We start from the raw sequence: 16,053 nt of genomic DNA, 5'->3' as shown, positions 1-16,053 counted from the left end.
AGTTTAAAGCCAAGGGAACTCTGAGTTTAAGTTTTGTTTAAAAAACGGATTCGGGTCCCGGCTGATGAACTGATAATCTCCCTCTCCAAATTCATTTCGCGAGCCAGCAGTTCTGTAATCGCCAAACCAATCCCTGCACCTTTTTCACTGGACTGTTGCTCCATACCGGGCCCTTTATCTGTGATAATCAATGCCTCTGTCCCATTATCTTTCTGTACTTGAACACCGATATATCGGCCTGAAGCAGCATGGCGAACTACATTTTGAAAGAGATTGTCCAGCAGACGACGGAAGCCTTGCTCATCGACATTCCACACCATACTATGCTCAGGCAGGTCGATATCCACTTCAAAACCCTCCTTTTCCCACACCGGATACCAGCTGGCTACACACTCCCGCACTAGCCGCAAGATATCACGCGGTGTGTTATTCATAGTGTATTTTCCACTAGCTAGCAGATTATAGGTGAGCAGATTGTCGATCAGACTCCCAAGGTCTTTTAGCTTGTTTTCCATCAGTGTAATCGACTGTTTCCCTCTGCTGCTTAGATTTTCACCATCTAGTGTATACAGATGGCTACGCACGACCGTAAGCGGCGTCCGAATATCGTGTGACAGATCCGCGACCAGTCTCTTCCGCAGCTCTTCCTCTTGTCGCTCACGTCCCCGACTTTCTGCCAACTGCTCAACCATCTGATTAAATGCTTCTTCCAGCTTGCCGATTTCATCTGGGCGTCCAGTGGTAACAAGAATAGGCAAGCCATCCTCTCCTCGCTGCGACATGGCGGCCTGAAGCTGCAACAGTCTACGCCGAATGCCTCCAAAAAACAGAAGAGATACGAATATAAAAGCGCCCAAAACCAATACGATAAAAAAGAGATAGTACATGAACATGCTACTATCTGTAGGTGGCTGTTCAAAGAACGAACGAGGCACTTTTAACACCATATAGCCCTGATTTGCATCATTCTTGCCCCCGCCAATAAAGGCTACTACCGTAAACGGCCCCTCATAGCTTGCTTGCTTCATAAAAGCTATAGCCTGCGCAGCGTTCCATTGTTTTGGCATGTTAGGTTGTGTCGGTAACTCCAACCTTGTTTTATCTGCGGTATCCACCCAAAATATTTGTGAGTTAGGGAACATATCTTGTTGTATTTTGCGCAGATGGGCTGAGATTTGCTCTGGTGTGGCTCCCTTCAAAGCTACAGCTTCGCGATGCCAGCTATTTTCGGTATGGGTAGTAGAGGGATAGTAAGCGTTTTTAGGCTTGAGCTCCGCCCCCCAATTCAATAACACGCTATATATCAAGGCTGTAGCAGGCAACACAATGGGCAACAGCATCATAGCAACCACAATAATGGCCAGATAACGGAACAACAGTGAACTGCGAAACCGACCTCCCTGACCCGGCCTAGAGCTGGGGTGCAGCCTCCTCCAATTTTTGCGCGTCCTGCTCATTATGCTTTCACCCGATATCCTACACCACGGATCGTCTCAATGATGCGGGGTGCCGCAGGATCGATCTCCAGCTTTTCGCGAAGGTGTCGGATATGGACCATTAAAGTTTTGTCTCCGTCGATATATGGATCTCCCCACACCGCTTCATACATTTGCTCTTTCGTCATAATTTGGCCCAAATGCCGCAGCAAATAAGCAAAAATGTGATATTGCTTGCCTGTCAGTGTAATTTCCTCCCCGGTATCACGGTTCACAATACGGTTATCAGGGGAGAACACAGAGAGATGCCCCAGTTGTAAAGATTCTTCGGGCACGGTTCCCGATCGGCGCAGCAAAATCTCTATACGTGCTATGAGCTCGTCCGGGTGAAAGGGTTTGGTTACATAATCGTCGGCGAAATCCAGTCCTTGCAGCTTATCGTCAATGGATGTACGGGCAGACAACATGAGAATGGGAAGCTCCGGGTACTCTTTCTTGAGCCGCTTCCCCATGGTGAATCCATCCAGACCGGGTAACATCACATCCAAAATCACGAGTTGGCACTTACGGGCTGCTTCCACAGCCCCATCCCCGCTGCGAAGCCAGGTTACAGCGTAATTCCGCTCTTCCAAATACTGATGCGTCCAAGCACCAATATCCTGGTCATCTTCGATGTATAGCACATTTGTTTTCATAATAGACACCTACTTATCGTTTTTCTTTTATGTAATGGGCATTATAGCATTTATGGTACATGACCCACTTAAAAAGGTTAATAACTACCTTATACGACATACGCTTCACATTTTCAAATTTGAATGCTCGTGAAAAAAGGAGGACTACCCGATGCTGCTAGAAGCAATATACCATCACCCGAAACGAAATTGGGCTTTTGGTTATAATGATGAAACGATATTTCTACGGCTACGTGCGAAGAAGAATGACCTGAGTACCGTTCATGCTCTCACCGGAGATAAATACGATTGGGACCGTACCCGACAGCTTGTCCCGATGTCCAAATTCGCTACCGATGGCAGGTTTGATTATTATGAATGCAGCATAAAACCTACTCACCGTCGGCTGAAATATGGATTTTTGCTAGAAGACGGTGAGGAACGTATTTGGATGAACGAGGACGACTTCACCACCCAGGAACCCCAAAATGCAGATAAACTGTTCCAATATCCGTTTTTGAATCCGATTGATATTCTGAAGCCACCTGCATGGGCGAAGGATGCTGTATTTTATCAAATTTTCCCGGAACGTTTTGCGAACGGTGACCCCTCCATCAGCCCAGAAGGTGCAGAGACATGGGGCGGAACACCACAAAGAGACAATTTTTTCGGTGGTGATCTTCAGGGGATTCTGGATCACCTGGATCACCTGAACGAGCTAGGGATTAACGCCATATATATGACTCCTGTGTTCAAGGCGACGACCAATCATAAATACGATACAGAGGATTATATGGAGGTGGACCCGCATTTTGGGGACAAAAAAACATTAAAAAAACTGGTCGATGCCTGCCACGACCGAGGCATTCGGGTGCTGCTTGATGCGGTGTTCAACCATTCAGGGCGTACGTTTAAACCGTTCGTCGACGTCCAGGAAAAAGGCGAAGCCTCGCCTTACAAGGACTGGTTCCATGTACATAGCTTTCCCCTGAAAGTGGTGGATGGCATACCGACGTACGATACATTCGGGCTGGAACCGATGATGCCCAAGCTGAACACTGAACATCCTGAGGTGAAAAGGTACCTGCTGGATGTGGCAAAGCACTGGATCGAAGAAATCGGCATCGATGGTTGGCGGTTGGATGTGGCAGACGAGGTAGATCACGCCTTTTGGCGGGAATTCCGCACTACGGTCAAGCAGGCCAATCCAGATGCGTACATTTTGGGTGAAATGTGGAATGAATCATCTGAATGGCTTCAGGGGGACCAATTCGATGCAACGATGAATTATCCGTTCACCTACGCGGTGAATGATTTTTTCGTCAAAAAAGTGACTGATGCTCAAAGCTTTGCCTTCGCCATCGGACGACAGCTGGCCCGCTATCCACAGCAAGCATCTGAGGTTGCCTTCAATTTGCTGGATAGCCACGACACACCGCGCCTGCTGACACTGTGTGGGGATGACAAACGGCTGATGCGACTGGCCGCCCTGTTCCAGTTTACGTACATGGGCGCACCCTGCATCTATTACGGCGATGAGATCGGCCTGGATGGAGATGCCGATCCAGGCTGCCGCAAGTGTATGGAGTGGGACACCGACAAACAGGACCGCGAGTTGTTCGACTTTTATCGCGAGCTGATTGCGCTTCGTAAGGGGCACCCGGTCCTCCGTGATCAGGGAAGCATCACCTTTTTGGAGGCACAGCCAGAGGGCACTTCACTTGCCTACGAGCGCCGCAGCGAGGAAGAGGTGCTGCTCGTGCTGCTCAACCGTTCCGATGAGGATCACGTTTTTGAACTGGACATTCCTGAGCAGGAATGGCAATTAGCCTTTGGTGAAAGCCAGTGGTCCGTTAGAGAGAGGGGGCTGCTTGCCAAGCTTCCACCCTACGGATACGCTGTACTGAAGGCAGCGCCCGCTCGGTCAGTAAAACCTGCTTAAGAGGACGATGTCAAGACGGGAAGCAAGGCATCCGCCTATAAAGGCGGATGCTGATGAAGGTACCTGCCGAATAACGGCAAAAAAGCGAAACCACCAGGAACAAGATAGTTAACTTGTTCCCGGTGGTCTTTTTACGTTGAATATGAGCTTCCATTGTCGATTATTTGTTTTTAACATCTGTTCTTACTACCCCAACATTCGAAGCATTGATCGAAATGGGGTTACCGCCTTGTCCTGTCTGAGCTGAAGAAGACAGCCAGTACAGCAGTTTACGCAGGTAGCGTCTGTGTTTTCAATTGTACGTACAACTGGTGCGTCACCTGCTGCGGCTCAATACCCAACTCATCTTCTAGTAGTCTGACGAAGCTTTCATAATGCTTTTGCGCAGCGGTATAATCGCCCAGTTGGGCGTAGGCGGTCAGCAGCAGACTGCAGATATCGTCTGAGTACGGCTCCCGTTGCTGTAGGCTGAGTAAGCGCTGAACAGACTGCCGGGTACGACCTGAGCGAAGCTCTTCTCTCGCCAGCTCAGAAGCACATGCCAGATACATATTGCGCAGCTTCTCCCTTTTTGCATACGCCCACGGGTAATCGTGCTCCTCCAGATAGTTGCCACGGTATAGTGCCAACAGGCTCTCAATACGCGGCTTACCGCCGCTACCGGATGCAGCCCATTCGGATATTCCCCGCTCGAATAGCTCCACATCTGTAATCCAGCCATTGCGGTTCAAGCGGTAGCGATCCAGATTATATTCCAGCTTCGTATCTTGCATCCGTTCTTTCAACGCCTTGCGGATTTGGTAAATGGACGTGTGCAGGTGAACAACAGCCTTGTCCAAATGATATTCAGGCCACAGCGCATCCAGCAATTGTTCTTTGCTCACCCATTCCCCTTCATGGTGTAATAAGAAGGAAAATAGCTCCTGCGACTTTAATGTGCGCCATTTGAATGGTTTCGCACCTACAGCTTCCTGTCCATCCTCCAAAATTTCAAGTTTTTGAAAACAACGTACCTTGGGGGATTGCTCTGCTGAAGCTCCCAAACTAGAAGAACGGGGATCAGCCAGCGTGGCTGCAATCCGATCTAACGTTTTGGATAGCCGCCGGGCATGAACGGGCTTTAACAAGTAATCCAGTGCTTGCAGCTCGAACGCTTCAATAGCATATTCCGAGTACGCGGTCACAAAGACGATATGAATATGGGAATCTAGCTGTTGAATCCACTCGGCGGCCTCCAGACCATTCATCTCTGGCATTCCGATATCTATAAAAACAATATCCGCACGTTCTGCCGCCAGATGATCCAGCCCCGCTTGTGCAGACGTATATTTGCCCATTACCGTTAACCGTCCGTCCGCCTCCAGCAACCGTTCCAAGTAGGTTAATGCCGACCTCTCATCATCAATCAAAATCGCCTTCATTTGTGTCCGTACTCCCTTCCTGCTGCAACATCCATCATGATGCTCTATTTACACGCTATGCGCCTTTATCCATACGATTTTAATTCCTTATATTTTATATATCGTATCATTACGGACGTGACTTTAGCTTTTCCGACCAATGTACTGTACTTTTTTTATTCATCGGTATGCCGGGGCGAGATCGTTTCCGGCACACGGAAGCTTACCGTCGTCCCTTGCATAGGAATACTTTCAATTCGCAACCCTTCTCCATACATATGGATAAGACGGCGATGGATATTACGCAGTCCCACGCTGGAAGATACATGATCCTCCGACAGCAGCTGTTCCATTCGCTCGGACGGAATCCCTACGCCGTCATCGGTCACGCTGACCACAAAATCGGTTCCATCCTCCTGCACAACCACTCGCACGGTTCCACCTGTTGCCCGTTGCATCACACCATGCCGTATCGCATTTTCCACGATGGGCTGAATGCTTAATGGCGGGATGAGCGACCGGATGTTCCTTCCTACCTCTACGGTCACCTGCAAACGTTCTTCAAATCGTGCTTTTTCCAGTGCCACATACGATTCTACCAATTCCAACTCCTTGGATAATGGCACTGTATTCTCCCTGTTCTGAAAATCAAAACTGCCCCGCAAATACTGACTCAGTTCCATGAGTAGCTCCGTTGCTTTGTCCGGGTCTACGGCTACGGTCGAAACAATGACATTCAAGGCATTGTACAGAAAATGCGGCTTGATTTGTGCCTGTAAAAAGGCCATTTCCGAACGCACCGCTTCCTCCGCCGAATGACGCATGTTCAACAGCGTGCGCACACGCGCCTTTAATTCCTCAGCATCAACAGGCTTACGTAGAAAATCATTAGCTCCCGCCATAAAACCTGCGCGGATATCCCCGGGCAGGTCGCGTGCCGTCAGCAGCAACACCGGTAGCTCGGACAGAGAATACCGTTCCCGTATCCGTCGGCACAGCTCAATACCGGACATTTCCGGCATCATCCAATCCGTAATGACTAGGTCAAATCGGGAACGGCCATTCAGCATGTGAAGTGCCTCCTCGGCATGATCCACCGCCACCACGCTACAACCTGTGGTATATAATAACTCCTCCAGCACCCGAAGATTAACCGCATCATCATCTACAGCCAGCACTTTGTAAGGAACAGTCTGAACTTGCCCCAGTGCATCCTCTTCATGCGGAATCACATTCCGACCCGACGTCACACCAGGCTGCAATATAACCGCAGACGAAACATCTTTTTGAGCTTCATGTGCCAACGTTCCGGTCTGCGCTAAGGGCAGTGTAAAATAAAAGGTCGAACCCTTGCCCAATCTAGATTCTACCCGGATATGACCACCATGCAGCTCCACCAGACGACGGACTATGCCTAATCCAAGCCCTGTTCCACTGTATCCTTCATCCTCAGCATTCGCCCCTCGGTTAAAAGGTTCAAATATATGCGAAAGATGCTCCTGGGCAATACCGGACCCGGTATCCTTCACACTGATTTCCATTTCACGGTTCCCCGCTTTGGCAGAGATTACGATTTCGCCTTCCTCCGTAAATTTCACCGCATTACCCAACAAATTGTACAGAATCTGAATCAGCCGATCCTCATCCGCATCCACCTTGGGCAACGAATTGGGCATTTCTTTGACAAATTGAATCTTTTTCTTACCCACTGTATGACCCAATACCTCCAGCACGGACTTCACAGCTGCCTGTACATTGACAGGCCGACGATTTAAGGCTAATCTGCCATTTTTCAAATTAGAAAAATCCAGAATATCGTTAATTAAATACGAAAGTCTGCGTCCTATATTCGCAATCAAGACCAAGTTGTGCTTTTGCGGCTCATTGAATTGTGTCCCGTAGCGGTCTAGCATGGATTGAGCGATATTAATTACTCCATGCAGAGGAGTGCGCAGTTCATGTGACGTATTTGCCAGAAATTCATCTTTTAACCCATCCAGTGTTAGCAACCGTCGTGACAGGTTCTCAACCTCCCTAAACGAATGTACAAAACGTTTGGCCAGCAGGAGCGTTTGAGCCAATACGAATATGAGCATTTCATAGGCTGTCACTCCACGCACATCTCCCCAGCCCAGAATATACACAAAACTAGTCACTACAATCATAAGAATGCTCATAATACTAATGACTAGCAGTGCAGCGTCATCCGTCCGTTGAAGAAGCCCACGAATCAAGATCAGTAATACATATCCCACACTGACTACACCAAAAAGAAGAATAAACGCTTCAAAGGATGAGAGTACCAATGTAGGCAGAAATAGCCCCATACCCAGCATCAGTGCGGTTGTAATATTATAGAGGCGCAGCACGAGCCGATTCATAACAATCTGCGTCGAAAGATGAACATAGTGGATCAGAAAATAGTAGAACAGGGTTGACGAGAACGACTGTATTTTCAGTATCCATTCATAAGGTAAGTCCGGTATTCCCCAAGCCAGCAGCTTTTCTCCATGTGTCAGAATATAAAATAAAGCCGCGATACAAAAGCATCCTAAGTAAAGCAATGCCTTCTCCTTTTTACGTAAAAGGTATAGCATGATAAAAAATACGGTAGGAATAAAAAATCCTGCTATCAGTATGGTGTCCTCTGCCATTGCAACTTCCCGGCTATGCGTAATACTCTCGTAATCCCCAAATAACAGTGGATAAATGATTCCACCGGAGGAGTAGCTATAATTAGCCACATGCACGGTAATATCAGCCGAATGTCCATCTATCGCTGCAAATCCAACATAGGGAACATTGCCCTGCTTGCCCTTGTCGGCAGAAACAGAGGGAATACCACTTGCTCCCACGTTTTCTCCGTCAATCCATACTTGACTGGCGCTGCGAATGTTTTGCATATAGATGCCGTACAGATTTTCCGCTTTTTCAGGCAACAGCACACGGATATGATAGGTTCCATATCCGGTCGCCTGTCCCTTAGGCATCCACTGATTCCATTTACCAGGCACATCCACAATCTTGGCAGAAGAACTCGTTTCCAGCCTCAACTCTGAAGAACTCTGATGATTTTCCCAATCCTTATCTTGTTGCATTTCATGAAAGGATGAAGGTTGCACAAGCTGATTGGGGTAAAATTCCCACTCCCCTCCCAGCTGTACAGGGCCTTCCTTTTCAGGGTCCCAATTACGCAAATCAATAACACCGTTGTGTGCTTTCCAATGACTGTTTCCGGATAAAACACCCGACACTAACGGATACACCGGCAACGCAACCGCAAGCAGAAGTATAATAAAAAATAAAACCCCCTGTTTTTTCATAAATCCCCCGCTCTTTTCAATATCGTCTATCTTTTAGTATCGGTTATTCTAACCAGCTGTATTAGAAGCGCTGCCCATGCAAAAAGGGACGCCCGCCGCAGACAAAAATCTGTGCGGAATCGTCCCCTTTTATACACCCTTGTACTTTCTTTATTTCCCTTATTAAGGAATCATGCCTTCATCATTACCACCGCCAGGAATCGAGCCTGAATCGTCTCCGCTGCTATCGCTTGGTGGTATTACTCCTCCACTGCTGTCGCCGCTTCCTGTTCCGCTGTTGTCGCTTGGCGGCGTTGCTCCACCGCTGCTATCGCTGCTTCCTGTTCCGCTGCTATCGCTCGGTGATGTTACTCCTCCACTGCTGTCACCGCTTCCTGTTCCGCTGCTATCGCTTGGCGGCGTTGCTCCTCCACTGCTGTCGCCACTTCCTGTTCCGCTGCTATCGCTTGGTGGTGTTGCTCCACCGCTGCTGTCGCCGCTTCCTGTTCCGCTGCTATCGCTTGGTGGTGTTGCTCCTCCACTGCTATCGCCGCTTCCTGTTCCGCTGTTGTCGCTTGGTAGTGTTTCTCGACCGTTGCTGTCACTGCTTCCTGTTCCGCTGCTTTGTTGCTGGCTGGCTACAAAATCTTTATACTCCTGAATCGCATCTTCCAGATTCATATAATTTTTCTTGATTTCCGGCATAGGATAATACTGGTCCAGACGATTGAATGCATCCACTACTCTGTGAAAGTAGACCGTCGTAGGATCTGTACCATTTACTGTAAGCAGATTGTTCGCAATGTTCTTGAGCTCATTGATATCAAGATCAGTTACGATCCATTTGGATTGGTAGTTCGAAAGTGCTGTAATCAAATCTGTGTTAGCCTGGTCTACCTGAAGCTGTGTAATATCCGGAGTATTAAGCACAAGGTTTGCCTGATTAATTTGCCCTTGAAGTTCTTCGTTATCTTGTTGGGTATAATGACGGCCGAACGTCTGAACTTCATTATTAGCTATACTTATGTTTAAATTTAACAACATGGTATCCACTGCTATTGGTGCAGCATACTTGCTCTGTACCTGTTTCAACTCCTCGTATACGGGAACAACGTCTTGTAATTCAAAGCTGGGCAAACCTAAGAAGATAGAGGCATGCTCTGAAGCAGAAGACAAAGCTTGCTGGGCTTCAGCGCTTAATGCGCCTGAATTTTGCACCAAAATTCCATTGATCGATGTCTGCATTTCAATGATTTCGTGTCTCAATTGTAGCCTTTTCTCGTTATATTTTTCAATATAGGCCCCTCTAGCCTGACTTAATTGATTATAAGAGATCACCAATTGCTCCTCAGGAGTAAACGGCATCATGAGTGCAAAGTTGGCTTGTTCTGTTAGTTGCTCTAAAGGGAGCATTTCCGTATTCAAATAATTACGAGCGATAGGGTCAGACAGCAGTTTTAGATGAACGTCATGAACCAGCTGCTGCAGTTTTTCCCGAGTTGTAGCAGGCACTGGCGCAGTGAATTCCGCAAGCCTTTGACTCAGCTCCATGTTCAAGTTCAATACATCCAGCTGCGTCATAGCGGTGTGCATCTTCTCTGTATATTCCTGAATGAGGCTGTACAGTTCAGTATTTTGAGCGCTACTCTGATCGTAGATAACCTGCGCTTCTTGTAAAGTATTTTTAAGCACTGAGAAGTCCGCTGCTTGCAGTGCCAAGAATGATTCTGTGGTACCTTCTATTTTTTGTGTCCATTCGTCCAACTGCTCCGTTGTAGTTAATGGGTTCACATATACATTTAATCCTTCTCTCACTAAGGACTTGTAACGCGCTTTGTCTGTTTTCAAATTCTCCACACGGTCCGTTACATCGAGAAAATGCAGATAGGCATCTCTGAGTCTTACCGATGCTTCATATACTTTAATTACTCGACGCAGGCTTACTACTTCCCGATCCACTATATTTTGAGGCGCATTCCCTTCTAACACATTATTGCCAAATTGAATTGCTTGACTTAATGAATCATCCCAAAGAGGTGGGAATTCGTCGCTAACCATTCGATTTTGCTCAAGGGTAGTCGAAGCTACCTGAATCAGTCTAACTAATTCCTGTGTTCCAATCACCGGTTCTGTGGCTGAATCTGTGTACGCAGAAACATCCTGTTTCAATGTGCTGAGCGCTTGATCTACCTCTGCCTGTGTAGCTGTAGTATTGTTCAGTACCAGCGTAGCCTGATGGATTGCTGCCGACAGGCTTTCCTTTGCCGTAGCCGGGTAGAGTGCCTGATCCGGTCCACCCTCACCTGCACGATCCAGCAGATCTTTGGCTGCATGGACTTCTGCCTCCAGCTGACTGCGGTCTACGTTGACAATGTCACTGTTGTGTTTTTTCTTATCTTTGCTCTCTGTTTCCGTGACAACCGATCCAGTAGAGGACGAGTTCGTCGAGCCATTCACGAGACTAACAGCTTCTTTCATCGCATCATAGTTAATGATAACATCCTGCGGCTGTTTTTGTTCCGGCAGGTTAAGCTGGTTGATTGTAGCTCCCTTAGCCAGCGTAATAAAAGGAACGCCCACATATTGTGATGCATCCAGCAAACCAATACTACCGCTAACCAACAGCTTGCCCAGTCCCTGTTGCAACGAAACGCGGCTAATCGCGGCATTTCCCTCGGTCACGATCGATGCATCATTTTTCAGCGTCAGGTTGTCGATCTTCGTCGTCCCGGTTGCAGTCAGCTTGGCATCCTTAGAGCCAAGCTCCACACCAGACCATGCCGTATTTTCCAAAATGGCCGATACAGGCTGGGTCCCTGAGCCATTGATTTCCAATACCCCTGTAGAGGACATGTTCTTCAAGGTTACCGAGCCATTAACGATCAGGCGCCCCTCAAAAGACACGCCCTTGCCGTCAAAAACGCCACCGTCTGCGTTAATTTCCAGCTTATTCACACCTGTCAGTGTACGTAAATTACGGTTAAGGTCGAATTTTGCCCCTTTTAATACAGCTTTGTTATTTTCACCAAACAAACCTTGCAAAGATCCTTCCAACTGGTACGGGATATTTCCGATTCGAACAGTATTGCCCTCTGATTTCACTTCTCCTACCGGATGATCCAGCAGGCTGACGAATACTTCCGCACCACTCTCCCGGTTCAATGGATTTTTCAAATCCGTTGTAGAAGCATCCTCTGATAACAGACCATAAGAGCGGGCAACTTGAACTGCATTTTGCTGTGCATTCGCTGTGCCGGTATCCTGTAAGTCCATTGCACGTACGAGCGATACGATCAGTTCTTCCTTGGTAATGGCATCCCCCGGACGGAACAGTTCCCCGTTACCTGTCATATACCCGGCTGCACGTACAGCCTCAATATAGGGAGCGCCCCATGCATCGGACGATACATCCATAAAAGAAGTCTGCGACTGGTTGTTAACTTCCAACTGGAACAGACTGCACAAAATTTTAGCCGCTTCTGCACGGGTCAAATTTTTTTGTGCCATAAAATCGCCCTGATTACCGCCTGTCATCAAACCCAAGGTGCGAGCTTGTGTTACAAATCCAGTTTCGCTTTGCGTATCTGCTGTCGCTGCATAAGCAGTCTGGACGCCGCCCACCCAAGGCAGAGATACGATTGAACCTGAAGCAATACCCAATACCATCGCAGATGCAATCCATTTATTTCGATTTACAAGTTTCAACATTCCCACTCCTAGACACTATTTATTGGCATATATCCTGTTATATCAAAGTCTTTAGTCATGTTTAGTTCTACGATTTATGCAACCAAGGAACTATGCTAAGAGAAGTATACGAAACCCCACTGAACCGATTCTGAACAATTAGACCTATACGAATCATTCCAGAGCAAAATTGCTTGACTTGGAGTGAACTCCAAATGTAATAATATCCGGTGTAAGTAGCTGGAGTAGACTACATTTGAAGAAAACAATATCTAGGAAAGCGAGGTATAATCAAATGGACTATGTGAAACTTGGAAATACCGGCTTGGATGTATCCCGGCTTTGTCTTGGGTGTATGGGCTTTGGGGTTGCAGAACGGTGGATTCACCCATGGATACTAGATGAAGATCGCAGTCGTCCCATTATAAAAAATGCCCTGGAGCTAGGTATTAATTTTTTTGATACCGCGAATGTATATTCAGATGGAACTAGCGAAGAAATTGTTGGACGGGTTTTAAAGGATTATGCGAATCGAGATGAAATTGTCCTCGCGACAAAGGTTCATTTCCGTATGCATCAAGGCCCGAATGGTGCGGGACTTTCCCGAAAGGCTATCATGAGTGAAATAGATAAGAGCCTTAAGCGACTGGGGACAGATTATGTGGATCTGTACCAAATCCATCGCTGGGATTACAATACCCCTATTGAAGAGACGATGGAAGCATTACATGATGTTGTGAAGGCCGGGAAGGCAAGATATATTGGTGCTTCTGCTATGTACGCATGGCAGTTTCTAAAGGCGTTACATGTCGCTGAAAAGAATGGATGGACCCGATTTGTTTCAATGCAGAATCATTTAAATCTCTTATATCGTGAAGAGGAGAGAGAGATGCTGCCGCTTTGTAAGGAAGAAAAAATCGGTGTGATTCCATACAGCCCGCTTGCAGGTGGAAGATTGACGCGTGATGTGCAGGAAACAACACATCGTTCCGAAACCGATCAGGTTGCGAAATCTAAATACGATGCGACTGCCGATACCGATCGATTGATCGTGGAGCAGGTTGCGGCCATCGCAGAAAAACGTGGAGTTCCTCGCGTTCAAATCGCACTTGCCTGGTTGCTACAGAAAGAACCGGTAACAGCTCCGATTATCGGTGCTACGAAAACGTCTCATCTTGAAGATGCAGTAGCTGCTCTTTCGATTACGTTAACACCTGAAGAAATCGCATTGCTGGAAGAGCCGTATGTTCCTCATCCGGTTGTTGGCGCTCAGTAAATATGGATGAAATGACAGTTTCGAAATAAGAAACGACAAGAACGCCCTATCCATTTACATAGGGCGTTTCTTGATCAGAAATCAGGAGGTGGAGTCTGCATGTTGATCGCAGAAGTAAGCAAAAAATTTGAACTATCTCAGGATACACTCCGCTATTATGAACGCATCGGACTTATTCCGCGTGTGAACCGTAATAAAAGTGGCATCAGGGATTACACGGAAGAAGATTGCAGATGGGTTGAATATATTAAATGTATGCGAGGCGTAGGACTTCCCATTGAAATTTTGATTGAGTATGTTAGGTTATTCCAACAGGGTGATGAAACGATGAATGCTAGAAAAGAACTCCTAATAGAGCAGCGCAAGCAGCTTATTGCAAAAATGAAAGATATGGAAAATGTGTTGGAACGCATGGATTATAAAATTACAAGCTATGAACAGACAATAGGTGAAAAAGAAAAACATCTAATTTAGCCCCTGCGTGCTTTGCGGGACAATAGGTTCCCCAAGGACTGAACACCTTGTACAAACAAGACTAGAATGATGACGGTAATCAGCATAACCAGCGTATCAAAACGTTGATAGCCATATGCGATCGCCAGATCGCCAATTCCGCCTCCGCCGACCGCACCAGCCATAGCAGTAGCACCAATCAGACCAATGGCTGCTGTCGTTAACGACAAAATCAGAGAACTGAATGCCTCAGGAAGCAAAAAGTATCGAATGACCTGGAACGGGGTCGCCCCCATCGCATCTGCTGCCTCCAATATCCCCGGATTTACCTCCAACAACGAGTTTTCGACCAGCCTTCCGATATATGGCGCAATATATATAATCAAGGGGACAATTGCCGCACTGGTCCCAATGGATGTATTCACAATCAGACGGGTTAACGGAATGATCGCAATCAGCAAGATAATAAACGGTAAGGAACGAACAATGTTAATGATTGGATTCAAAATATTGTGCAGCCATTTGTTCTCCAGAATTCCGCCTGAACGGGTGATGACGAGTAAAATACCGATAGGGATACCGATCAGGGCGCCAATGAATAATGATATGCTGACCATGAGCACGGATTCATACAAAGCTTCCCACAGTTGATCCCAGGTGATCGTAGTTCCTGTAATCATCATAGACTCTCTACCTCCTGAATATGGACTCCTTTGCTCTTGAGAAAATCAACAGCCTTCTGAACGGCATGCTGTCCACCGCGCAGTTGAATCGTCATATAGCCAATCGTCGTTTCTTGAATCTCCGTCATGTTGGCAAACAAAATATTCACGTGGATATCATGCTCCCGAATCAATTCATGAACCACCGGATCAGAAGCAACCTGCCCTATAAATTCCAGCTTGTATATTCGCTGTGATTCTTGCTGTTCGAACGTTTGCAGCACACTCTCGGGTACCGTATCGTGAATGACCGTGCGTACAAAGCTCTGCGTCGTCGGGTGCTGCGGCTGCCCGAATACCTCCAGGACATTGCCCTGCTCGATGATTTCCCCCTTTTCCATTACGGCTACCTTGTTGCAAATCCGCTGAATCACCGACATTTCATGGGTGATGATCAAAATGGTGATCTTGTATTCCTTATTGATTTTACGAAGCAAGTCGAGAATTGACTGTGTGGTCTGCGGATCAAGTGCCGAGGTTGCCTCATCACAGAGCAAAATGGACGGGTTGCTCGCAAGCGCCCGTGCAATCCCTACACGCTGCTTTTGTCCGCCGGAAAGCTCGTTGGGATAGCTATTCGCCTTGTCCGACAATCCTATGAACGCCAAAAGCTCTTTTACACGCCTCTCTATTTCCCGTTTGTTGCGCTTAAGCAGCACCAACGGAATTGCAATGTTGTCGAACACTGTTTTCGATTCCAGCAGATTAAAATGCTGAAAAATCATTCCGATCTTCTTCCTTACCTTCCGCAGCCCAGAGGTCGAATAGGTATTTAACTGTTCCCCCTCAACAAGAACCTCTCCGCTGGTTACTTTCTCCAGGCGATTGACCAAACGGATCAGCGTACTTTTCCCTGCGCCACTGAATCCGATAAATCCGAAAATATCTCCTTTATCCACTTTGATATTTATATTTTTTAACGCTTCAATACTTAGACCTTTTCTCACATAGGTTTTGGATACATTCCTAAGTTCAATCATGAGTCCTAACTCCTTCCGTTCTCACAAGTATGTAAGATGTTCTAAGCTGATTGCTTTTCTTTGGCATGAATGATCGAATTAAATCCGAGTATTCTAGTGAGTTTTATAAAGTATACTACTTCGATTTAATATCCATGTCAATATGTGTTTTGAGTCTGGTTAGTTCACGTCCTTGCATAAA

At 46.9% G+C, this 16,053-nt stretch carries 10 protein-coding genes; 3 read left to right on the top strand and 7 right to left on the bottom strand.

What is annotated here, in order from left to right:
- Positions 1–26: 26 nt before the first annotated feature.
- Complete coding sequence (locus NLX74_RS12545) at positions 27–1,457, bottom strand: sensor histidine kinase (RefSeq protein WP_254328922.1); 1,431 nt, start codon at positions 1,455–1,457, stop codon at positions 27–29.
- On the bottom strand, positions 1,457–2,131 hold the full coding sequence (locus tag NLX74_RS12540) for a response regulator transcription factor (RefSeq protein WP_254328921.1): 675 nt from the start codon (positions 2,129–2,131) through the stop codon (positions 1,457–1,459). Before NLX74_RS12540 ends, NLX74_RS12545 begins: the two co-directional genes overlap by 1 nt.
- A 151-nt stretch (positions 2,132–2,282) precedes the next feature.
- Between NLX74_RS12540 and NLX74_RS12535 the strand changes: the two genes are divergently transcribed.
- On the top strand, positions 2,283–4,052 hold the full coding sequence (locus NLX74_RS12535; protein WP_254328920.1) for an alpha-glycosidase: 1,770 nt from the start codon (positions 2,283–2,285) through the stop codon (positions 4,050–4,052).
- Between the two features lie 269 nt (positions 4,053–4,321).
- Here the strand turns inward: NLX74_RS12535 and NLX74_RS12530 are convergent, their stop codons facing one another.
- The 3 genes from NLX74_RS12530 to NLX74_RS12520 all read right to left on the bottom strand — a co-directional run bounded on the left by NLX74_RS12530 (position 4,322) and on the right by NLX74_RS12520 (position 12,462).
- The gene (locus tag NLX74_RS12530) at positions 4,322–5,473 is read right to left on the bottom strand and encodes a response regulator (RefSeq protein WP_254328919.1); all 1,152 of its coding nucleotides are present in this window, start codon (positions 5,471–5,473) and stop codon (positions 4,322–4,324) included.
- A 155-nt stretch (positions 5,474–5,628) separates the two neighbouring features.
- Positions 5,629–8,775: an ATP-binding protein gene (locus NLX74_RS12525; RefSeq protein ID WP_254328918.1), complete on the bottom strand. Its 3,147-nt coding sequence runs from the start codon at positions 8,773–8,775 to the stop codon at positions 5,629–5,631.
- Between the two features lie 162 nt (positions 8,776–8,937).
- On the bottom strand, positions 8,938–12,462 hold the full coding sequence (locus NLX74_RS12520; RefSeq protein ID WP_254328917.1) for an S-layer homology domain-containing protein: 3,525 nt from the start codon (positions 12,460–12,462) through the stop codon (positions 8,938–8,940).
- A gap of 274 nt (positions 12,463–12,736) precedes the next feature.
- Here NLX74_RS12520 and NLX74_RS12515 point away from each other — a divergent pair, with 274 nt between their 5' ends.
- Both NLX74_RS12515 and NLX74_RS12510 read left to right on the top strand, forming a co-directional pair.
- Positions 12,737–13,717 (top strand): aldo/keto reductase, encoded by a 981-nt coding sequence (locus tag NLX74_RS12515; RefSeq protein WP_254328916.1) that lies wholly within the window; start codon positions 12,737–12,739, stop codon positions 13,715–13,717.
- Positions 13,718–13,816: 99 nt separating this feature from the next.
- Positions 13,817–14,191 (top strand): MerR family transcriptional regulator, encoded by a 375-nt coding sequence (locus NLX74_RS12510; RefSeq protein ID WP_025722906.1) that lies wholly within the window; start codon positions 13,817–13,819, stop codon positions 14,189–14,191.
- Here NLX74_RS12510 and NLX74_RS12505 read toward each other — a convergent pair.
- Together NLX74_RS12505 and NLX74_RS12500 are read right to left on the bottom strand one after the other, a co-directional pair.
- Positions 14,188–14,853: a methionine ABC transporter permease gene (locus tag NLX74_RS12505; RefSeq protein WP_254328915.1), complete on the bottom strand. Its 666-nt coding sequence runs from the start codon at positions 14,851–14,853 to the stop codon at positions 14,188–14,190. The two genes, NLX74_RS12510 and NLX74_RS12505, sit on opposite strands and share 4 nt — an antisense overlap.
- On the bottom strand, positions 14,850–15,872 hold the full coding sequence (locus tag NLX74_RS12500) for a methionine ABC transporter ATP-binding protein (protein ID WP_254328914.1): 1,023 nt from the start codon (positions 15,870–15,872) through the stop codon (positions 14,850–14,852). Before NLX74_RS12500 ends, NLX74_RS12505 begins: the two co-directional genes overlap by 4 nt.
- Positions 15,873–16,053 lie beyond the last annotated feature (181 nt).

Origin of the sequence: Paenibacillus sp. MZ03-122A, assembly GCF_024213325.1 — a bacterium.
GTDB lineage: Bacteria > Bacillota > Bacilli > Paenibacillales > Paenibacillaceae > Paenibacillus > Paenibacillus polymyxa_B.
This window is presented reverse-complemented; position numbering and strand designations above follow the sequence as displayed.

Coding starts and splice junctions, on each gene's coding strand:
- NLX74_RS12525 (WP_254328918.1), bottom strand. CDS start 8,775: ATGAAAAAACAGGGGGTTTTATTTTTTATTATACTTCTGCTTGCGGTT.
- NLX74_RS12500 (WP_254328914.1), bottom strand. CDS start 15,872: ATGATTGAACTTAGGAATGTATCCAAAACCTATGTGAGAAAAGGTCTA.
- NLX74_RS12510 (WP_025722906.1), top strand. CDS start 13,817: ATGTTGATCGCAGAAGTAAGCAAAAAATTTGAACTATCTCAGGATACA.
- NLX74_RS12520 (WP_254328917.1), bottom strand. CDS start 12,462: ATGTTGAAACTTGTAAATCGAAATAAATGGATTGCATCTGCGATGGTA.
- NLX74_RS12540 (WP_254328921.1), bottom strand. CDS start 2,131: ATGAAAACAAATGTGCTATACATCGAAGATGACCAGGATATTGGTGCT.
- NLX74_RS12530 (WP_254328919.1), bottom strand. CDS start 5,473: ATGAAGGCGATTTTGATTGATGATGAGAGGTCGGCATTAACCTACTTG.
- NLX74_RS12515 (WP_254328916.1), top strand. CDS start 12,737: ATGGACTATGTGAAACTTGGAAATACCGGCTTGGATGTATCCCGGCTT.
- NLX74_RS12535 (WP_254328920.1), top strand. CDS start 2,283: ATGCTGCTAGAAGCAATATACCATCACCCGAAACGAAATTGGGCTTTT.
- NLX74_RS12505 (WP_254328915.1), bottom strand. CDS start 14,853: ATGATGATTACAGGAACTACGATCACCTGGGATCAACTGTGGGAAGCT.
- NLX74_RS12545 (WP_254328922.1), bottom strand. CDS start 1,457: ATGAGCAGGACGCGCAAAAATTGGAGGAGGCTGCACCCCAGCTCTAGG.